Origin of the sequence: Pantoea eucrina, from assembly GCF_002095385.1 — a bacterium.
Taxonomy (GTDB): Bacteria; Pseudomonadota; Gammaproteobacteria; order Enterobacterales; family Enterobacteriaceae; genus Pantoea; species Pantoea eucrina.
The window spans coordinates 20,746-40,936 of the sequence record NZ_MIPP01000005.1; the positions used below are offsets into that span (position 1 = coordinate 20,746).

A 20,191-nucleotide genomic window follows, 5' to 3' on the forward strand; every position below is an offset into this window, starting at 1 on the left:
AGCTAACAGAACAAAGCCCGGAACGAGGTAATTTTTGTCCCGCTTATTGCGCGCCAAATAGAACATTGCGAACGCAATGCAAAACATCGGAATTGATATCTTCGCAAAAACTGACATGCCATCTCCTTAGCTAAAATTTTCTTCCTGCTATCAAACAGTAAACCAGACGCATTTTCGTCCCGATCGCCAGGCCCGGCACCTTACATTTTAGTTACCGTTAACCGGCACCACAGCTTATTGATTATCTCGGCGGTACAGCGCCCACTCCTCGATACGCTCCCCACCCGGAAGGGTGCAGTAACCTGAATCACCATCAGGACCTTTAACTATGTCTGGTTTACCCCCCATTTTTTCACAATAAACTGAGGCAGGGTTAGACATGCCTGTTTGCTGAGGCTTGTCTGTCCGGGACGAGCATGCTGCCAGTAATACACTGGAAGCAATCAGTAGAATAATTTTCATTACGGTCCTTATTTAAAGTCTATTGAATGACTTTAACTCAAACCTGAATTAACCAGCCAGTGTTAATTCACATGTGATTTACTGATATATGAGCAGACCAGGGGTGGAGGCTTAAAAGAGCCATTCACGCGAGCCGCAGCAAATACATATCCATACCAGTCAGCAGGTTCGCAAAAGATACGCCTGGCGCATCTTGATCGGATCTCCGATCGATACTACTGTATTTATATACAGTTATTATCAGAGGAGGATTTAACCATGCCATGCGAATACCAGATAAAAGAAGCATTCGTCAGTTCCATCAAGCGCGAGCCATCAGGCCGCAGCACCGTTGCCACTTCTGACTTCGTAGAGGAGCTGGAGCGCGTTAACTGGCACTTTACGCTCAAGGCAGCCAATGACTGGATCCGGAGCCATACAACCACCTTCCGCGACGCTTCAACGCAGGAGGGCGAGAACATGACGTGGTTCCGGTTCAACCTTAACGGTGGCCTCTGAGGGGTTCCCTTCACCGGCGCAGGACTATACAGAGCCGCGGCTTAACTTTGCCAGGCTATCGATAACCGCGAGGCTATAACCTTCCGTTAACGCGCTGGTTATCTCTCAGAACATCAATAGCGGTCTGCATTGCTATTTTATTATCGCGTAACTTCTGTTTGTTTTGCTGTATCTGGAGGTATTCAAGAAGTGTGCGTGTATTGACTGGCCGTCCGGTTCTGCCGACTTCGATCACAGCATCACCGAGTATGGTTTTTACAGGAGGAAGCTGGGCAGGGTACCAGTCCAGCGTGTCTTCAGATTTCATATCAAATTTCTCAGGGACGGGCAGTATATCACATGACAGGGGATATAGCGCCCGACTATAAAAACAATCATTCCTGTTATGGTTCCTTCTCATCATTATTGTTAGAAACCTGTGAGGCAATCTTAACCAGCGCGACGCTACCTGCGCCGGCGAATGCAATCATTAGAATGATAGCGATCCAGCATGGAAAATTCATTTTGTACTGTCGCTTATGGCCTCCTGTATGAAGGCGCCATCAAGCCTGACATTGCCTGAGCAAATAGTAATCACATCAATTAGCCGTACCATGTGTTAGCGCAGGCAGTCACGAAGCATGAAGATATAGGGAAAATGATCACGGAAGGGCTGAGTTGGTCGCTTGCGCCATCTCAAAAGCTGTATGTGAGCTCATGTCTGAAGGTCATGATGTCACTGTCGAACCCGGTCGGAGGTTCTCATCCCCCTCTCACTGTGCAATATGCAAAAAAAAAGCCTGAACGTGAGTTCAGGCTCTTCTTCAAATTTGTGGCGGTGAGAGGGGGATTGATTCGCTTCGCTCACCCTGCGGGCAGCGTCGCAGGCTCCGCTGTCCGGTGAACAGAGTTCACCGTCGAACCCGGTCGGAGGTTCTCATACCCCTCTCACTGTGCAATATGCAAAAAAAAAGCCTGAACGTGAGTTCAGGCTCTTCTTCAAATTTGTGGCGGTGAGAGGGGGATTCGAACCCCCGATACGTTGCCGTATACACACTTTCCAGGCGTGCTCCTTCAGCCACTCGGACACCTCACCACATATTTTTTTGCTAACCGCACTGGGTCAACGGGGCGCTACTATAGGGAGTTAGCTGAAAAGGGTCAAGCGCTATTTTCTCCTTTTTTTCTATCTGCTTAAGCTCTGCGCAGATTGTATTAACCCTGTTCGCTTCGCGGCGATTGTCATAGAAACGTTGCGCGTCTGACACAAAAATGTCATCCCGCTGACGCAGACTTGGCAGCGAAAATAACCGGGTTGTCTCACTGATAAGGATGCTGAAGAATGAAACACTTACCTCTGCTGACGGTTTCACTGCTGGCTTCGCTGATTGCCACCTCCGCGGTGGCAGATGTTACAACATACAATAGAGCAGCAACTGGCGATTTGACGCAGCATGGTGGCGCGCGTCGGCTGAGCAGCGATCAGACTGAGGCGCTGAAAGCCTCGCTGAGTAATCAGACGGCGAAAAATGTCATTTTACTGATCGGCGACGGCATGGGTGACTCTGAGATCACCGCGGCACGTAACCTTGCAGTGGGAGCGGGCGGCTTTTTTGCCGGTATTGATGCGCTTCCGCTTACCGGGCAGTACACGCACTATTCGCTGGATAAAAAAACGCATAAACCCTCTTACGTCACTGACTCTGCCGCGTCCGCCACCGCGTGGGCTACAGGCACCAAATCCTATAACGGGGCGATTGGCGTCGACGTCAATGGCAAGGATCAAATCACGCTGCTTGAGCTGGCTAAAGCGGCCGGCAAAGCAACGGGTAATGTCTCTACTGCCGAACTGCAGGATGCTACGCCAGCGGCACTGATGGCGCATGTTACCTCACGCAAATGCTACGGCCCGGAGAAAACCAGCGAACTCTGCCCGGGCAACGCCTTAGAACAGGGCGGCCGCGGCTCAATTACCGAGCAAATGCTGCTGACCCGGCCGGATGTGGTCCTGGGCGGCGGTGCAAAGAGCTTTAACGAGGTGGCTAAAGCAGGCGACTATAAAGGCAAAACGCTGTATGAGCAGGCGCAGGCGCGCGGCTATCAGCTGGTAGAAAACCTGGACGCAATGAACGCGGTACAGCAGGCCACCCAGCAGCAGCCTCTGCTGGGGCTGTTTGCGCCGGGCAATATGCCGGTGCGCTGGCAGGGTCCCAAAGCCAGTTATCATGGCAACATCGATAAACCGGTGGTGACCTGTGAGGTTAATCAGGATCGTCCGGCATCGGTGCCGACGCTGGCGCAGATGACAACAAAAGCGATCGACCTGCTGAGCAAAAATGAGAAAGGGTTCTTCCTGCAGGTCGAGGGCGCTTCAATCGATAAACAGGATCACGCGGCTAATCCGTGCGGCCAGATTGGCGAAACGGTCGATCTCGACGAAGCGGTCCAGGTGGCGCTGGCCTATGCCCGCGAACATGGCGATACGCTGGTGGTGGTCACCGCCGACCACGCGCACAGCAGTCAGATTGTTGAGAACGGCACCAAAGCGCCGGGCCTGACCCAGGCGCTGAACACAAAAGATGGTGCGGTAATGACCATCAGCTACGGCAACTCGGAAGAGGATTCGCAGGAGCATACCGGTGCTCAGCTGCGCATTGCTGCTTACGGACCGCACGCGGCAAACGTGGTGGGGCTGACCGATCAGACCGATCTGTTCTTCACGCTAAAAAATGCGCTGGCGCTTAAATAAGCGGATAGCAGACAGAAAAAATCCACGCTGCGGCGTGGATTTTTGTTATTACCGGAGCAGCATCACCCCAGCACTTTGCTGAGAAACGCCTGAGTACGCGGATTTTGCGGCCGGGTGAACAGCACATCCGGCGTGTCCAGCTCCTGAATGATCCCCTGATCCATAAACATCACGCGATCTGCCACTTCGCGCGCAAACCCCATTTCATGCGTGACAATCACCATGGTCATGCCTTCCTGCGCCAGCATTTTCATGACGCTCAGCACCTCGCCGACCAGCTCAGGGTCGAGCGCGGAGGTCGGCTCATCGAACAGCATGATCTCCGGCTCCATCGCCAGCGCCCGTGCAATAGCAACGCGCTGCTGCTGGCCGCCGGATAAGCTGTTTGGCCAGGCGTGCATCTTATCGGTTAAGCCCACCTTCTCCAGCAGCGCTTTAGCCTGTTCTGTGGCCTGCTGGCGCGACAGTTTGCGCACATCCATCGGCGCCATAATCAGGTTTTCCAGCACGGTCATGTGCGGGAACAGATTGAAGCGCTGAAACACCATACCCACGTGTTGACGCAGCGTATTGATGCGGGTTTTGGGATCCTGTACCTCAAACCCGTTCACCACCACGCGACCGCCGTCAATGCTTTCAAGCCCGTTCAGGCAGCGCAGGAAGGTGCTTTTACCGGAGCCGGACGGACCGATAACGCACAATACTTCCTGCGCCGGAATGTCACAGCTGATGCCGTTCAGCACCTGGTTTTCACCAAAGTTTTTCTGCAAGTTTTCAACGTGGATCACTTTTGCCAAACCTCTTTTCCATGTAACGAACCAGCAGCGACAGCAGGAAGGTGAATACCCAGTACACCAGCGAAATCACCAGATAGGGCTCCCAGTAAGTCGCATAGGCGCCTGAAACCGTACGGGCAGCATACGCCAGATCGGCGAGGCCGATCGCTGACGCCAGCGATGAATCCTTAACAATAGCGATCGCGTTGTTGCCGAGCGGCGGCAGCATGCGGCGAAACGCCTGCGGCAGGATCACTCTGCGCATAGTGCGACCATATGGCATGCCGAGCGATCGCGACGCTTCCATCTGGCCGCGATCGATCGACTGGATCCCGGCGCGAAAAATCTCTGATACGTAAGCGCCTGCATTAAGAGTGATGGCCACAACGCAGGAAAGAAAAGCGCCATAGTTGGCGCGCAGCTCGCGGGCAAACTCTGCCGGCATAATGCCGTTCGCCACCAGCACGCCGTCGCGCGGATTGATAAATAGCGGGATCAGCGCAAAGTGCACGACCATAATCTGCACGAACAGCGGCGTGCCGCGAAAAGCGCTGATATAGATGCGCACCGGCCACTGAATGCCGTAATGCAGTATATATTTCCACGGGCCGTGCGGCGCCGACGCCAGGCGGCCTAAGCCTAGCGTCAGGCCCCACAGGGTGCCCGTGATCACACAGATAAGCGTGCATTTGAGGGTCATCATCGCGCCGTCGATAAACAGCGGCATATATTCCCCGATGATTTCCCAGCGGAAGCCAGTCATAAAAACGTCCTTATTGTGCCGCGCGAGCGCGCGGCGACGGGAAAATTACTGCGCGGGAAGAGCAGGAACGTTGCTGTCGAACCAGGTCGCGTAAATTTTCGCATAGGTGCCGTCGGCAATGATTTTTTGCAGGCCGGCGTTGATCTTGCTGCGTAATTCATCGTTGCCTTTTGCTACCGCGATGCCGAAATACTGGCGCTCAAACTTGTTATCAGAAACCAGTTTGAACTGCTTTTCCGGATGCGTTTTTATGTAGTATTTCACCACGCCAACATCCCCCACGGCCGCGCCAATACCATCTTCATACAGCTCCTGCAGCATCAGCGGCGTATTATCAAAACGTTTAATCGCCGTGCTGTTTTTGCCCAGCACATCGGAGACCACGATATCGCCGGTACTGGAGTTCACCACGCCTACGTTCAGGTTCTTCAGCGACGCCAGTGACGATACGCTGGCGGTTTCCGGTACCACAATAGCCTGTTCAGCCGGGAAGTAGGGCGCGGAGAAATCCACCATCTGTTTGCGCTTATCGGTGATGGTAATGCCGGAGATAATGATGTCGCGATCGCCCGAATTGAGTGTGGCAAAGATGCCTTCCCACGGGGTATTGACCAGCTTAATATCAAAATTTTCCGCTTTGGCGACGGCCTTGATAATGTCGATATCAAACCCTTCCAGCTGCTTCTGCGCGTTTTCAAATTCGAACGGACGGTAAGTGCCGCCAGAGCCGACAACATAGGTAACGGCCTGCGCCGCCGTGGCTGACAGTGCCAGCACTAAGCCCAGCAGGGCTGAACGGGTAAACATAGTGATTCTCCTGGAGAAGGGACAAGGTGCGTAATTTATGCAAATTTAATGCATAAAAATACACATTGCTGCATGCTCTGGCAAGCGGAATAGTCAGCGCTGAGGACAATATTCATCAAAGCGTGAAGGGGGGCATCCGCCCGTTGTGGCACAGTGCGGAACGCAGGAGAGCAGCGCGTCCGGCCGCAGGTCACGCTTTGCGCAATGGCGCACAGATAATGCGCATGGCAATCGCGCTGGCGAGAGGAAACAGCGCCAGCAGTAGCCACGGCAGCCGTGCCGCCTCTGAGGGTTCGCGCGCCTGTTCCAGCACGCCTCCCAGCAGGACGTTACCCAGCAATACCGCCACGCCACCGGCAGTGGCCAGGGCGCCATAGTGCGCGCCTAGCGATGACGGCTCCGCAAACCACGGCACCAGGTCTTTTGCCGCCGGCACCAGCAGCATCTGTCCCAGCGTCAGCAGCGTGACAAAAGCTGCTGCGGGCAGCAGGCGTAGCCAGCCTGCGGCGGGAGTAGCATCAGCACACAGCGCTACGCTGAGAAATGCCACGGTAATCAGCGCAAAGCCCCACGGCACAACCCGCGCCGCGCCGGTGTGGCGGGCGAGACGCGCCAGCGGCAGCTGCAGCGTAATGATCAGCAGCGAGGCCAGCATAAACAGCGGCGCCAGATCGCTCTCCTGACCGCCGGCGCGCTGGATCTCCACCGGCAAGGCCAGATAGAGCTGGTTATAGCTCAGCAGCCAACTGCTGTAAGCGATAATAAATGCTACAAAGCGCGGCTGGTGAAAGGTGCGCCACCACGGCACGATCTGCAGCGAAGCGCGGCGTACTGGCGCGGCGGGCAGGGTGAAAAAGAGCACAATCATCGCCAGTACAAATACCGCCGCGCCGGCATAGGCGATCTGGCGAAAACCGTAGCCGGTCAGCAGCGCGCCCGCGGCCGGACCGATAACGGCACCCAGTTCACCGCAGACGGCAAACAGGGCGAACCACTCTGCCCGGCTGCGTTTACCTTCAGCTTCACTCTGCGTACCCGCTTTCGCCAGCAGCGCTTCAATAGAGGGCGAAAACAGCGCGCCGCCAATACCGGTCAGACAGGCACCCATGATAACCGGCGTTAAAGATTCACCGCCTGCCAGCAGCAGATAGCCGCTGATACGCACTATGCAGCCTGCCAGCACCACACGCCGGGCACCAAAGCGATCGGAGAGCGCGCCGCCGAGCAGAAACATACCCTGCTGACAGAAGGTGCGCAGTCCCAGTATCAGCCCGACAAGCGTGCCTGAGAGCGCCAGATCGTCGCGCAAAAAAATGGCCAGGAAAGGCACCACGGCGTAAAAGCCAAGGTTGAAAATAAACTGGCAGCCCGGCAGCAGAGGCAGCCAGAGCCGCGTGGCGGGCCGGGGCACAGACATGAAGGTTTCCGTCAGGCGATATAGTGAATGTGTTTACCGCTGTGGTAAGGGGAGTTTTCAATTTTTGCCCGCACGCGGAAAACATCCCACAGCAGATCCTCATTCAGAATCGCCTGCGGCGTGCCGGTGGCAACAATCTCTCCCTGCTGCATCACAATCAGCGTATCGCAAAACATCGAGGCGTGATTGAGATCGTGTATTGCGACGATGCTGGTCACCGGCAGTTCGCTGATCAGTTTCATTAACTGCATCTGGTGATGAATATCGAGGTGGTTGGTCGGCTCGTCCAGCAGAATTTCGCTCGGCATCTGCGCCAGCGCCCGCGCAATATGCACCCGCTGCCGCTCACCCCCGGAGAGGCTCTGCCAGCCCTGTTCACTTTTCTCTACCATATCCACGCGCTGCAGCGCCGCCAGCACCGCGGCGTCATCCTGCGCACTCCAGCTGGAGAAAGGGGAGTGATGCGGAATACGTCCCAGTTTCACCACGTCGCGCACGCGCATATTGGCCTCCGTCATCCCGTGCTGCTCAACAAAGGCCACCCGGCGCGCCAGCGCTTTTTTGGCGATAAAGCGGATATCGTTGCCATCCAGCGTGACCTGTCCTGCATGCGGACGCCGCAGGCCCGCCAGCACGCGCAGCAGCGACGATTTACCGGAGCCGTTTGGCCCCAGCAGGCCCACGGTCTCTCCGCGCGCTACGTTCAGCGAGACATCATTAACAATGACTTTCCTGCCCACTTTCCACGTAATGTTTTCAGCGCAAATACTCATGGTTTATTTCCTGAGCGGTAAATGATGATGGCGAAGAAAGGAACGCCGACCAGCGCAGTAACCACGCCTACCGGCAGGCTTTGCGGCGCAATCAGCAGGCGCGAGGCGATATCCGCCAGCACCATCAGAATCGCTCCCGCCAGCGCGCACGCGAGCAGCAGGGTGCGATGCAGCGGGCCGAAGAAAAAGCGCATCACGTGCGGCACAACCAGGCCGACAAAGCCGATCGAGCCGGCCATGCTGACAATGGTGGCGGTGATCAGTGCGGTAGTGGTAAACAGGATCAGGCGCACCCGCGGTACGGCGATACCCAGCGACGCGGCGGCATCATCACCAAAGGTAAACGCATCCAGCGCGCGCGCGTACCAGAGACAGATCGCCAGCCCCAGCAGCACCACAATCAGCACCAGCTGAAATTCCGGCCAGCGCACGCCGCTAAAACTGCCCAGTAACCAGAACATCACGTCACGCGCCTGCTGGGCGCTGGCTGACGTGCTGATGGTGTAGGCGGTCACGGCATTAAACAGCTGAGAGGCCGCGACGCCGGCGAGGATGGTGCGTTCATTGCCGCTGCGCGCGCCCTTAGTGAGAAAAGCGACAAACGCAAACGCGGCAAAGGCGCCGGCAAACGCCCCCGCCGAGAGCGAAACAGCGCCGGTGCCGAGACCCAGAATAACAATGGCCACCGCGCCGGTAGAGGCGCCCGCCGATACGCCCAGCACGTAAGGCTCCGCCAGCGCGTTTTTCAGCAGGCTCTGCAGCACCGCGCCGCAGATGGCGAGACCCGCGCCGCAGCAGGCGGCAACCAGCGCCCGGCTAAGCCGGAAGTCCCAGATCACGCTCTCATAAATTCGATTGAGCGGCTCTGCCGTCAGGCCCAGACGGTTGCTGAACGCGTAAAACACGCTTCTGAGCGGCACCGGGAGTTCGCCCACGCTGATCCCCAGCGCAATGACCAGGGTCAGAAGCAGCAGCGCCGCTGCTGTGGTCACGCTGAGCATCAGCGTCTGCCGCACGGCGGTAACAGCGGAGGGCATTAATTCAGCCCCAGCTTACGCAGCTGCTCTGCCACCTGCTCCGCGCCGTAGATGGTGCGGATAGTCGGGTTCATCGCCTGGCCATCCATGACCACGATATGCCCTTTTTTCACCGCATCCAGCTGGCTTACCGCCGGGTCGCTCTTAAGGAATTTAATCTTCTCTTCGGCGCTGTCCAGCGTCCAGCGGTTACGATCGAGGCTGGAGACAACAATCACATCCGGGTTGGCAGCAATAATGCTCTCCCAGCCCACGGTAGGCCACTCGGTCTCGGTAGTAATGGCGTTATGCCCGCCCAGCACGCTGGCAATGAAACCGGAAGCGCTGTTTTTGCCGCCCACATAGGCGTCTGCCGCAGGGGAGGAGCTGGAGAACCAGAAGACAAAAGAGAGGTTACGCTTGTTTTTACTGAAGGTTTCACGCAGTGCGGCTTCACGCTGTCTGAAATCCGCAATCAGCGCCTGACCGCGATCTTCCACATTGAAGATACGTGAGAAATCGTCAATCTCTTGATACAGATAAGTCATGTCCCACAATTTCTGACGACTGCCGTACATATCACCCGCGCCTTTTTTGGTGGCGCACATGCCGGGCGACATATAGCTGTTCAGCCCCAGCGTGGCAAAATCTTCACGCTTTGCGACCTTGCTTTCCGGACCGAGCAGCAGCGGCGCCTGCGCCGGTACAAAGTCCGGGTTTTGCGCCAGAATCGATTCCAGCGTCGGGATCTCCACGGTCAGCGTTTTGATTCCGGCGTTCTGCTTCGCCAGCTGCGGCAGCACTTTTGTCGGCCAGAAAGCGCTGGCAACAATCTTATCCTGCAGCCCGAGCAGCAGCAGGATCTCCGTGGTGTTCTGTCCCAGCGCAACCACGCGCTCCGGCGCTTGGTAAACGTCTCTTTATAGCCACAGTTTTCGATGGTCAGCGGGTAGGGGGCAGCAGCGACTTGACTGGCGGCAGTAAACAGTAAAGCAAATGCACAAATGACGTTTTTCATCTAACCCTTTCTTGTTTAAAAGCGCTAATCCGTAAAGTTTATGCCCGCGATAATAATGATAATGAATTACATTATCAACGGTTGGCTATCGCCGGTGACTGCCTGACGGTAATGGCATAAGCCGCCATAAAAAAATCCACGCCAGAGCGTGGATTTGAAAGCAGTTGCTTAGCTTCGCGAGATTAACGGTGATCCCGCGAACCAGCCGGGGTCATCAGACGTTGAACAGGAAGTTCATCACATCGCCATCTTTAACGATATACTCTTTGCCTTCGGAACGCATTTTGCCCGCTTCTTTGGCACCCTGCTCACCTTTATAGGTGATGAAGTCATCAAAGGCGATGGTCTGCGCGCGAATAAAACCTTTTTCAAAATCGGTGTGAATTTTACCGGCGGCCTGTGGGGCAGTGGCGCCTACCGGGATGGTCCAGGCGCGCACTTCTTTAACGCCAGCGGTGAAGTAAGTCTGCAGGTTCAGCAGCGCGTAACCGGCGCGGATCACGCGGTTCAGACCTGGCTCTTCCAGACCCAGCTCAGCCATAAACTCATCGCGCTCTTCATCATCCAGCTCAGCGATGTCAGATTCAACGGCAGCACACACCGGCACCACTACCGAGCCTTCTGCTTCAGCAATAGCGCGTACCTGGTCAAGGTACGGGTTGTTCTCAAAGCCATCTTCATTGACGTTGGCGATGTACATGGTGGGCTTCAGCGTCAGGAAGCTCAGGTAGCGAATAGCGGCTTTTTCATCAGCGTCCAGCTTCAGGGCGCGCAGCATACCGGCGTTTTCCAGGTGTGGCAGGCACTTCTCCAGCGCAGCCAGCTCCGCTTTCGCGTCTTTATCACCGCCTTTGGCTTTTTTCTGGCAGCGCTGGATGGCGCGCTCACAGGTATCAAGGTCAGAAAGCGCCAGCTCAGTATTGATGATATCAATATCCTCCGCCGGGTTAACTTTGCCTGAGACGTGAATAATGTTCTCATTCTCAAAGCAGCGCACTACGTGACCAATCGCTTCAGTTTCACGGATGTTGGTCAGAAACTGGTTGCCGAGGCCTTCGCCTTTCGATGCGCCTTTTACCAGTCCGGCAATATCCACGAACTCCATGGTGGTAGGCACCACGCGCTGGGGTTTAACAATCTCGCTCAGCTGATCGAGGCGCAGATCGGGCATCGGTACTACGCCAGTGTTTGGCTCGATGGTGCAGAACGGAAAGTTCGCTGCTTCGATACCCGCTTTGGTCAGCGCGTTAAACAGGGTAGATTTACCAACGTTTGGCAGGCCCACGATACCGCATTTAAATCCCATGATCTGATTACCTTTCTCACTGAGGGTGGCACACCGCCGGGCGGTACGCCTGATTCAAAAAATTTCGCGCATTATACACAGAATTGCCCGGCGCGGCGCGGGAATTGCCTTAGCCCGCTTTGAAAGCGTGCAGACGATTCATCGCTTTAATCTTATCCTCTTTCAGCCACAGCTCCGTGCAGCGCACCGCTTCATCAACCGCGTCATCAATCAGCTTCTGCTCGCTGGCCGGCGGTTTCCCCAGCACAAATCCGGTCACCTTGTTGCGATCGCCAGGATGACCGATGCCTACGCGTAAACGGTGAAAATTATTGTTGTTACCCAGCTTGCTGATAATGTCTTTCAGGCCGTTATGCCCGCCGTGCCCGCCGCCCTGTTTAAATTTGGCAACGCCCGGCGGCAGATCCATCTCATCATGCGCCACCAGAATCTCTTCAGGCGTAATGCGGTAAAACGTGGCCATTGCCGCCACCGCTTTACCACTGAGATTCATATAGGTGGTCGGCACCAGCAGCCGCACATCATTCCCGGCCAGAGCCAGGCGCGCCGTATAGCCAAAGAATTTAGGCTCCTCTTTTAGCGCCTGATTATGGCGGCTGGCCAGCAGATCCAGATACCACGCGCCGGCGTTATGACGCGTCGCCGCATATTCGGCACCGGGATTTGCCAGTCCCACAATCAGTTTAATGCTGCTCACAATAGTTATCCTGTTCTCCTGCAGAAAGGTGGCTAGTTTACTGTCTGCTGAGAGGGATGACAAAGATTGTCAGGCAAAAGTAGTGTCAGGGTGTGATTAGTCAATTTCTATATAAAACAAGATGCTGCAGGTAAATTTTTGTCATTTGCACATTGTGTTGTGTGATCCTGGGCGCAAAATGTCCCGCTATCATTGCCTAAACTTATGACAGGTTAACGTTATGTGCGGTTTTTTACTTTGCTCATAAGGATGGAGGTGATTCATGAAACGTCATCAATGCCGCGTTATAGGCAATAGCCTGATGTGTCTGGGACTGCTGACCATGGTTGCAGGCGTCGCCTCATCCGTAGTCAATCAGCTGCCGTCAGTGAATATGCCGCCTCTGCTGGCCAGCGGAGCCATGTTTGGCATATTTATCGGGGCACTGTTGTGGCTGGCGGGCGCCCGCGTCAGTGGTCGCGAGAAGATTGAAGATCGTTACTACTGGCATCGTCACCATGGCGACGTCCGCTGTCGTCGTAACCATACGCCACATTAAATCGCCATTTCAGTAATTGGCTGTGGCCGGGCAACGTAGCATTCTGTCCGGTTGCGGCCGTGGGCTTTCGCGCGATAGAGCGCTTCATCAGCCAGCGCCAGCAGCGCCGGAAACTGACTGACGGTCGGATCGGCCGGCGCATAGCCAATGCTGACGGTATAACCGATGCCGGCCGGCTGCGACCGCTGCGTTGCCACGCGAATAGCTTCGCACACGCGCTGCACCTGTGCACTGTCGCCTGTCACCAGCGCGGCAAACTCCTCGCCGCCGAGCCGGGCGAAATAGCTTTCTGCCGGCATTTGCGCCTCAGCTATCTGACAAAAGTCGATTAACACCCGGTCACCCTGCAGGTGGCCGTAGCGGTCGTTAATACTCTTAAAATGGTCAAGATCGAACAGCACCGCGCTAAACCCGGCGGCAGAGGAGACTCTGGCCCGCCGCAGCAGCACATTATCCGCCTGCTCAAACAGCGCGCGCCGGTTCCATGTGCCGGTCAGCGGATCGCGCAGTGACGCCAGCCTGTGCGCCACCTGCGACCGTTCATTCACCATCGCCAGCAGGGTAAAGGTCAGGCCAATCACAAACAGAATCGACTCAAGGATCACGTAAATCGAGAAACCCGAGCCGCCAATGGCGCCCGGCAGGCGGCTGGCCACGGCGTCATCGAGAAAAATCCGCGCAAGATGAAAGCCGAGATGGATCCACAGCAGCGTCTGCGCAGGCCAGAACGTCACTTTCAGCATGCTGCGCGCGCGCCACAGCAGAGTGATAAACGCTGCGGTGTAGAGTATGCAGAGCAGGCAGAGCACCAGCACCCGCAGTGGCTGACTGTGATAGAAAGCGGGCAGCAGGCAAAGCAGCGCCCAGAGCAGCGCGCCACCGGGCCACAGCAGGCCAGCGGGTCGTTTACAGAAAGTACGAAATGCGCACAGCAGCGTACCGTAAGCCAGCATAACTATGACATTGCCCAGCGCAACCGGAAGAAACTGCAGGCCGGCACTGCGCAGGCTGCTGAGAAACACCGCGCACAGCGTCAGTATCAGGGTCAGCGTGGTAAAGCCCAGCACGCGATCGTACTGAGCGCCGACCCAGGCAAATATCATAATGATGCTCAGAAACCCCAGCACATAAAGCTCGCAAACAAACAGCGTATAAATATCGAGCGTCATGGCAGTGGGCGTTCCCGGAAAAAAGTGGAGCTGAAAATAGCACTATTTCCGGGGCTGCTGAAGTGCCGGACAGCGCGAAAGTGAAAAAGAGCAGAAGGCAGGGGAAATAGTGCACAGACTGAAAATTTATCGGGCGAAGCGCGCGGGAAAAAGCAGCTTCAGCAAGGCAGGAGGAAGCGGATAAGCATAAAAAACCGGGCGCGAGGCCCGGTTAAGCGTGAACAATTAATGTTCAAACATAGCAGAGATAGATTCTTCGTTACTGATACGACGAATAGCTTCAGCCAGCATGCCGGAAAGCGTCAGCGTGCGCACGTTTGGCAGCGCTTTCATCTCTTCCGAGAGCGGGATGGTATCGCAAACAATCACTTCATCAATCACGGACTTGCGCAGATTTTCAACCGCGTTGCCTGAGAAGATAGGGTGGGTGGCATACGCGAATACGCGCTTGGCACCACGCTCTTTCAGTGCTTCAGCCGCTTTGCACAGCGTACCGCCGGTGTCGATCATATCGTCGACCAGCACGCAGTCACGGCCTGCGACATCACCAATAATATGCATAACCTGAGAAACATTCGCGCGCGGGCGACGTTTGTCGATGATAGCCATATCCGTGTCATTAAGCAGTTTGGCAATTGCGCGGGCGCGCACCACACCACCAATATCCGGGGAAACCACGATAGGGTTTTCCAGGCCAAGCTGCAGCATATCTTCCAGCAGAATCGGGCTGCCGAAGACGTTGTCTACCGGCACATCAAAGAAGCCCTGAATCTGTTCGGCATGCAGATCAACGGTCAGCACGCGATCCACGCCGACGCTGGAGAGGAAGTCAGCCACCACTTTAGCGGTGATCGGTACACGCGCTGAGCGCACGCGGCGATCCTGACGGGCATAACCGAAATAGGGGATAACAGCGGTAATTCGACCAGCAGAAGCCCGACGCAGCGCGTCGACCATCACAACCAGCTCCATCAGATTATCGTTGGTGGGGGCACAGGTGGACTGGATGATGAAAATATCGCCACCGCGTACATTTTCGTTAATCTGTACACTTACTTCGCCGTCGCTGAAACGACCGACAGCGGCGTCTCCGAGGCTGGTGTAAAGGCGGTTGGCAATACGTTGTGCTAGTTCCGGGGTGGCGTTACCAGCAAATAGCTTCATATCAGGCACGAGAAGAACCTCAGGCTTGGACGTCCAGAGAATGAACCGCTCAAACATAACCGGCGAATATGTTTGAGCCTGTTCATACGGTGTGTTAATGCGCAACGTGCCGTATCTGGAACGGGTAATACGGTCACGTAAACGCTTAAAGCCCGGAAAGGGTTTGCTGCAACGGCGAGAGGTTAAGCCCGCGCGCCACAAATCCGCGAATCCATTTCGGGGCAAGCTCCAGCACCTGACGAGCGTCGGACTCGGTGTCAAATTCAGCAAACACGCAAGCGCCGGTCCCGGTCAGGCGCGACGGCGCGTATTCTAGCAGCCAGGAAAGCAGCGCATCAACCTCACGAAAACGTTTTCTTGCCACAGCTTCACAATCATTGTGAAAAGGCAGGCTCAACAGTTCATCTAATGTGCGTATCGGTGAATTGCGCGTCAGATCGGGATCGCGGAAGATATCGGGCGTGGCGATACTCACGCCCGGATGCGCCACCAGATACCACTTTTCTGGCGGCGAGGCGGGCTGCAGCAGCTCCCCGACGCTTCGGCAAACGCAGCGTGGCCGCGCACAAACACCGGCACATCGGCACCCAGCGTGACGCCAAGCGCAGCCAGTTCATCTGTGCTCAGCCTGCACTGCCACAGGTGGTTCAGCGCCACCAGCACCGTGGCGGCATCCGAGGAGCCGCCGCCCAGCCCGCCGCCCATCGGCAGTTTTTTTTCCAGCGCAATCTGCGCGCCCGCGCGATCGTCAAGCGTGCCTTTTGCCACCGCCGCCTGCTTCAGCGCCAGCGCCGCGCGTACAATCAGATTGTCAGCGTCCGCCACGCCGGCCAGCGGCGTCAGCAGGCTGATGCGCCCGCTGCGGTCCGGCGTCATCTCCAGCGTATCGCCGGCATCAAGAAACTGAAACAGCGTTTGCAGATTGTGGTAGCCGTCAGCGCGCTGGCCGGTAATGTAGAGAAACAGATTAAGTTTTGCCGGAGCGGGCCAGGTGGTCATCATTGCAGGGTCCAGCTATCCATACGCAGTTTGATACGCTGGTCACCTTCGGTCAGCTCCAGATTAGCGGGCAGAGAGGGCGTGACTTTCGTGTCGTAGTCGCCGATAGCGACGTGCCACTGCTGGCCGTTGCGGCTGTAGCTCAGGCTTTTCAGCTGGTAGCTATTATTGAGCTGATAATCGGTGGCATCGCCCGGCAGACCCATCATCCACTGCCGCAGGTTGGCCAGCGGAATATCCATGCCCGTGAGCTGCGAAATCATTTTCTCAGCATCGTTGCTGGTGTAGCGCTTGCCCTTGTTGTCAACAATCTGCACCACGGAGCCCTGCGCATCCAGCTGCAGTTCGGTGCTGCCCAGCGGGTTGGTCAGCAGCAGACGATAGCGGTCAGGGGCGCTCTGCTGCCAGTTGAAGCGGGCGTAGACCTTCTGTTTATCGGACAGATAAGCAAAGGCGCCGCGCGTCTGATAATGGCTGATACCGGCTACCTGCTGCTGGTGCTGTTGCCACTGCGGTGCGGTGGTAGCGGGCCCCGCGCCCTGCTGCGGTTTGTTGATGCTGCAGGCCGCCAGCAGAACGCTGGCAAGGGGTAAAAGGCGCAACAGTTTGCGCGTGGGCAATGGCATCACGTGGTCATCTCCTCAGACACGTTTTTAATTCGTAACCGATAACGCTAACTGCCCGCCTTAGAACCGTCAATGCCGGCCAGCGGAAAATTGCGCACGATCAGTTTAATCTTATCACTGTCATAGTCTTTGTATGGCTTTCCATGATCTGCCGCATCTTGTAGAATGCGCTTCACAAAACCAGACAATCAATGGGACTTCCCAGCCGCAATCACATGACGCTCCTGGCACTCGGAATCAATCACAAAACTGCTCCTGTCGCTCTGCGTGAACGCGTGTCGTTTACGCCGGACACGCTTGACCAGGCGCTAAACAGCCTGCTGTCGCAGCCAATGGTACAGAGCGGAGTGGTACTCTCTACCTGTAACCGCACCGAACTCTACCTCAGTGTAGAGCAGCAGGCGGATTTGCAGGAGAAGCTGGTACGCTGGCTATGTGATTATCATAATTTGCCGGAAGCGGACGTGCGCAACAGCCTTTACTGGCATCAGGATAACGCTGCGGTCAGCCATCTGATGCGCGTAGCCAGCGGCCTCGATTCGCTGGTACTGGGTGAGCCGCAAATCCTCGGCCAGGTGAAAAAGGCGCATGCTGACTCCTCACGCGACCGGGCGCTGACCAGCGAGCTGGAGCGTATGTTCCAGAAAACCTTCTCCGTGGCCAAGCGCGTGCGGACCGAAACCGAAATCGGCGCCAGCGCGGTCTCTGTTGCGTTTGCCGCCTGCTCGCTGGCGCGGCAGATATTTGAGTCGCTCAGCACCGTTAATGTGCTGCTGGTCGGGGCGGGCGAAACCATTGAGCTGGTCGCACGCCATTTGCGCGAGCACAGCGTAAAAAAACTGATGATCGCGAACCGCACCCGCGAACGTGCTCAGCTGCTGGCTGACGAGGTGGGTGCCGAGGTGATCAACCTCGCTGAGATTGAAACCCGTCTTTCTGAAGCTGATATCATTATCTCCTCTACCGCCAGCCAGCTGCCAATTATTGGTAAAGGCATGGTGGAGCGTGCGCTGAAAGCGCGACGTAATCAGCCGATGCTGCTGGTGGATATCGCCGTACCGCGCGACGTTGAGCCTGAAGTGGGCAAGCTGCCCAACGCCTACCTCTACAGCGTCGACGATCTGCAGGCGATCATTGAGCAGAATATGGCGCAGCGTAAAGCGGCAGCCCTGCAGGCGGAAAGCATTGTCGTGCAGGAGAGCGGAGAGTTTATGGCGTGGCTGCGCGCGCAAAGCGCCGGCGAATCGATCCGTGAATACCGCATGCAGGCAGAGCAGGTGCGCGCTGAACTGCAGGAGCGCGCGCTGGCTGCGCTGCGGCAGGGAGCAGACGCAGAAAAAGTGCTGCAGGAGCTGGCACATAAACTCACCAACCGCCTGATCCATGCGCCAACCAAATCACTTCAGCAGGCCGCCCGCGATGGCGATGGCGAACGCCTGCAGATCTTACGCGACAGCCTCGGTTTAGAGTAATCTCCGCTGTCACGACCTATCACCGGGATACCTACAATTAGATGAAAAGCTCGATTATTGCCAAGCTGGAAGCGTTACAGGAACGCCATGAAGAAGTGGAAGCGTTACTGGGCGATGCCGGCGTGATTGGCAATCAGGAACGTTTCCGCGCGCTGTCACGCGAATATGCCCAGCTGAGCGATGTGACCCGCTGCTTCCGCGACTGGCAGCAGGTGCAGGATGATGTGGATACCGCTGAAATGCTGCTTGAGGACCCGGAAATGCGCGAAATGGCGCAGGACGAACTCAGACTGGCGCGCGACAAACGCGAGGTGCTGGAGCAGCAGCTGCAGGTGCTGCTGCTGCCGAAAGATCCGGATGACGAACGCCCCTGCTTTATTGAGGTGCGTGCCGGAACCGGCGGCGACGAAGCGGCGATTTTTGCCGGCGATCTGTTCCGGATGTACAGCCGTTACGCTGAAGGGCGGCGCTGGCAGGTAGAGATCATGAGCGCCAATGAAGGCGAGCATGGCGGCTATAAAGAGGTGATCGCGCGGGTGACGGGCGAGGGCGCTTACGGGCGGATGAAGTTTGAGTCGGGTGGTCATCGCGTTCAGCGCGTGCCGGAAACTGAATCGCAGGGGCGTATCCACACCTCGGCCTGTACCGTGGCCGTTATGCCGGAGCTGCCGGAAGCGGAACTGCCGGACATTAATCCGTCCGATCTGAAAATCGATACCTTCCGCTCCTCAGGCGCGGGCGGGCAGCACGTCAATACCACCGACTCCGCTATCCGCATCACCCACCTGCCTACCGGCATTGTGGTTGAGTGTCAGGATGAGCGTTCACAGCATAAAAACAAAGCCAAAGCGCTGGCGGTGCTGGGTGCGCGTATTCACGCGGCTGAGATGGCAAAACGCCATGCGGCTGAGGCATCAACCCGGCGCAACCTGCTTGGCAGCGGCGATCGCTCCGACCGTATCCGCACCTATAATTTCCCGCAGGGACGCGTGACCGATCACCGCATTAACCTCACGCTTTACCGGCTGGATGAAACCATGGAAGGCAAGCTGGATACGCTGATCGAGCCGATCGTTCAGGAGTATCAGGCCGATCAGCTCGCCGCGCTGGCCGGACAGGATTGATGGAGATCCGCCGCTGGCGTCAGCTGGCTATGACGGCGCTGAGCGGAGGCGAAAGTCCGAAGCGGGACGCCGAGATCCTGCTCAGCTTTGTGACCGGCAAAACGCGCAGCTGGCTGCTGGCCTTTGATGAGCACCCGCTGAGCGACGCACAGCTGGCACAGCTGGAGCAGCTGCTGGCGCGCCGTCAGCGGGGTGAACCGATCGCTCACCTGACGGGCGAGCGGGAGTTCTGGTCGCTGCCGCTGCGCGTCAGTGACGCCACGCTGATCCCGCGTCCGGATACTGAAGTGCTGGTGGAACAGGCGCTGCTGCGTCTGCCTGCGGGACCCTGTCACGTGCTTGATCTGGGCACCGGCACCGGTGCTATTGCGCTGGCGCTCGCCAGTGAACGACCTGACGCGCAGATCACCGGCTGCGATCGCATTCCCGCTGCCGTTGCGCTGGCGCAGGAGAATGCGGCACGGCTGGGTCTCACCAACGCCCGCTTTCAGCTCAGCCACTGGTTTGACAGCCTGCCTGCGATCCGTTATCACCTCATCGCCAGCAACCCACCTTATATCGACATGGACGATGCGCATCTGCTGCAGGGCGACGTGCGTTTTGAGCCGCGCAGCGCGCTGGTAGCCGATGACGCCGGACTGGCTGATATTCGTTTTATCATTCACAGCGCCCCGGCGTGGCTGCAGCCGCAGGGCTGGCTGCTGCTGGAACATGGCTGGCAGCAGGATGCCGACGTGCGCACCCTGATGCTTGAGCAGGGCTATCAGCAGGTTACCACTCTCAACGACTACGGCGGCAATCCGCGCGTGACGCTTGGGCAATATGCATAAAGGGGCAC

The 20,191-nt window shown here is 56.8% G+C and carries 19 protein-coding genes, 1 tRNA gene, 1 other RNA gene and 2 pseudogenes; 6 read left to right on the plus strand and 17 right to left on the minus strand.

The genetic code is table 11. The annotated features are described in order from the left end of the window. Window positions 1-234: 234 nt before the first annotated feature. On the minus strand, window positions 235-462 hold the full coding sequence (locus tag HA43_RS04095) for a putative hemolysin (protein ID WP_094111047.1): 228 nt from the start codon (window positions 460-462) through the stop codon (window positions 235-237). Between the two features lie 258 nt (window positions 463-720). Between HA43_RS04095 and HA43_RS04100 the strand changes: the two genes are divergently transcribed. Continuing rightward, on the plus strand, window positions 721-960 hold the full coding sequence (locus HA43_RS04100; protein WP_094111048.1) for a DNA polymerase V: 240 nt from the start codon (window positions 721-723) through the stop codon (window positions 958-960). A gap of 73 nt (window positions 961-1,033) precedes the next feature. Here the strand turns inward: HA43_RS04100 and HA43_RS04105 are convergent, their stop codons facing one another. The 3 genes from HA43_RS04105 to HA43_RS04115 form a co-directional block, all read right to left on the minus strand. Then, a complete protein-coding gene (locus HA43_RS04105) occupies window positions 1,034-1,267 on the minus strand; it encodes a hypothetical protein (RefSeq protein ID WP_039384996.1) in 234 nt (77 codons plus the stop codon). A gap of 505 nt (window positions 1,268-1,772) precedes the next feature. Continuing rightward, window positions 1,773-1,901: non-coding RNA, RtT sRNA (locus tag HA43_RS04110), on the minus strand. 46 nt (window positions 1,902-1,947) lie between these two features. Further along, window positions 1,948-2,035, minus strand: a tRNA-Ser gene (locus tag HA43_RS04115). A gap of 246 nt (window positions 2,036-2,281) precedes the next feature. Here HA43_RS04115 and phoA point away from each other — a divergent pair. Next, on the plus strand, window positions 2,282-3,688 hold the full coding sequence (gene phoA, locus HA43_RS04120) for an alkaline phosphatase (RefSeq protein WP_094111049.1): 1,407 nt from the start codon (window positions 2,282-2,284) through the stop codon (window positions 3,686-3,688). Between the two features lie 62 nt (window positions 3,689-3,750). Here the strand turns inward: phoA and HA43_RS04125 are convergent, their stop codons facing one another. The 9 genes and pseudogenes from HA43_RS04125 to pth all read right to left on the minus strand — a co-directional run bounded on the left by HA43_RS04125 (window position 3,751) and on the right by pth (window position 12,261). Then, entirely contained in the window at window positions 3,751-4,476 is a 726-nt protein-coding gene (locus tag HA43_RS04125; protein ID WP_094111097.1) for an amino acid ABC transporter ATP-binding protein, read from the minus strand. Beyond that, window positions 4,463-5,227, minus strand: a complete 765-nt coding sequence (locus HA43_RS04130; RefSeq protein ID WP_039384993.1) for an amino acid ABC transporter permease — start codon at window positions 5,225-5,227, stop codon at window positions 4,463-4,465. The genes HA43_RS04125 and HA43_RS04130 overlap by 14 nt, the downstream gene beginning before the upstream one ends. A gap of 45 nt (window positions 5,228-5,272) precedes the next feature. Continuing rightward, window positions 5,273-6,034: a basic amino acid ABC transporter substrate-binding protein gene (locus HA43_RS04135; RefSeq protein ID WP_071668910.1), complete on the minus strand. Its 762-nt coding sequence runs from the start codon at window positions 6,032-6,034 to the stop codon at window positions 5,273-5,275. 190 nt (window positions 6,035-6,224) lie between these two features. Next, window positions 6,225-7,451 carry an MDR family MFS transporter gene (locus HA43_RS04140; RefSeq protein WP_094111050.1) on the minus strand — a complete coding sequence of 409 codons (1,227 nt, stop codon included), beginning with the start codon at window positions 7,449-7,451 and terminating at the stop codon, window positions 6,225-6,227. An 11-nt stretch (window positions 7,452-7,462) separates the two neighbouring features. Continuing rightward, window positions 7,463-8,224 carry a siderophore ABC transporter ATP-binding protein EitC gene (gene eitC, locus HA43_RS04145; protein ID WP_039384982.1) on the minus strand — a complete coding sequence of 254 codons (762 nt, stop codon included), beginning with the start codon at window positions 8,222-8,224 and terminating at the stop codon, window positions 7,463-7,465. Then, entirely contained in the window at window positions 8,221-9,225 is a 1,005-nt protein-coding gene (locus HA43_RS04150; RefSeq protein WP_369826786.1) for a FecCD family ABC transporter permease, read from the minus strand. The genes eitC and HA43_RS04150 overlap by 4 nt, the downstream gene beginning before the upstream one ends. 35 nt (window positions 9,226-9,260) lie before the next feature. Continuing rightward, a pseudogene (eitA, locus tag HA43_RS04155) lies at window positions 9,261-10,258 on the minus strand (siderophore ABC transporter substrate-binding protein EitA). Between the two features lie 214 nt (window positions 10,259-10,472). After that, a complete protein-coding gene (gene ychF / locus HA43_RS04160; RefSeq protein WP_039384969.1) occupies window positions 10,473-11,564 on the minus strand; it encodes a redox-regulated ATPase YchF in 1,092 nt (363 codons plus the stop codon). 109 nt (window positions 11,565-11,673) lie between these two features. Further along, the gene (gene pth, locus HA43_RS04165) at window positions 11,674-12,261 is read right to left on the minus strand and encodes an aminoacyl-tRNA hydrolase (RefSeq protein WP_039384967.1); all 588 of its coding nucleotides are present in this window, start codon (window positions 12,259-12,261) and stop codon (window positions 11,674-11,676) included. A 262-nt stretch (window positions 12,262-12,523) separates the two neighbouring features. Between pth and ychH the strand changes: the two genes are divergently transcribed. Continuing rightward, window positions 12,524-12,799, plus strand: coding sequence for a stress-induced protein YchH (gene ychH, locus HA43_RS04170; RefSeq protein WP_094111051.1), 276 nt, complete (start codon window positions 12,524-12,526; stop codon window positions 12,797-12,799). On the opposite strand, the gene HA43_RS04175 is transcribed toward ychH, so the two are convergent. The 4 genes and pseudogenes from HA43_RS04175 to lolB form a co-directional block, all read right to left on the minus strand. Continuing rightward, the gene (locus HA43_RS04175) at window positions 12,796-13,968 is read right to left on the minus strand and encodes a GGDEF domain-containing protein (protein ID WP_094111052.1); all 1,173 of its coding nucleotides are present in this window, start codon (window positions 13,966-13,968) and stop codon (window positions 12,796-12,798) included. The two genes, ychH and HA43_RS04175, sit on opposite strands and share 4 nt — an antisense overlap. 225 nt (window positions 13,969-14,193) lie before the next feature. Beyond that, entirely contained in the window at window positions 14,194-15,141 is a 948-nt protein-coding gene (gene prs / locus HA43_RS04180; RefSeq protein WP_104085358.1) for a ribose-phosphate diphosphokinase, read from the minus strand. A gap of 136 nt (window positions 15,142-15,277) precedes the next feature. Continuing rightward, window positions 15,278-16,134 (minus strand): annotated as a pseudogene (gene ispE / locus HA43_RS04185) (4-(cytidine 5'-diphospho)-2-C-methyl-D-erythritol kinase). Then, window positions 16,131-16,757, minus strand: coding sequence for a lipoprotein insertase outer membrane protein LolB (gene lolB, locus HA43_RS04190; protein ID WP_094111053.1), 627 nt, complete (start codon window positions 16,755-16,757; stop codon window positions 16,131-16,133). The pseudogene ispE and the gene lolB overlap by 4 nt, the downstream one beginning before the upstream one ends. A 215-nt stretch (window positions 16,758-16,972) precedes the next feature. On the opposite strand from lolB, the gene hemA reads away from it, so the two are divergent. The 3 genes from hemA to prmC are packed head-to-tail and all read left to right on the plus strand — an operon-like array spanning window position 16,973 to window position 20,183. Next, window positions 16,973-18,229, plus strand: a complete 1,257-nt coding sequence (hemA, locus tag HA43_RS04195) for a glutamyl-tRNA reductase (RefSeq protein ID WP_071668905.1) — start codon at window positions 16,973-16,975, stop codon at window positions 18,227-18,229. Window positions 18,230-18,270: 41 nt separating this feature from the next. Further along, complete coding sequence (gene prfA, locus HA43_RS04200) at window positions 18,271-19,353, plus strand: peptide chain release factor 1 (RefSeq protein WP_094111054.1); 1,083 nt, start codon at window positions 18,271-18,273, stop codon at window positions 19,351-19,353. Then, a complete protein-coding gene (prmC, locus tag HA43_RS04205) occupies window positions 19,353-20,183 on the plus strand; it encodes a peptide chain release factor N(5)-glutamine methyltransferase (protein ID WP_094111055.1) in 831 nt (276 codons plus the stop codon). The genes prfA and prmC overlap by 1 nt, the downstream gene beginning before the upstream one ends. The last annotated feature ends 8 nt before the right edge of the window (window positions 20,184-20,191 follow it).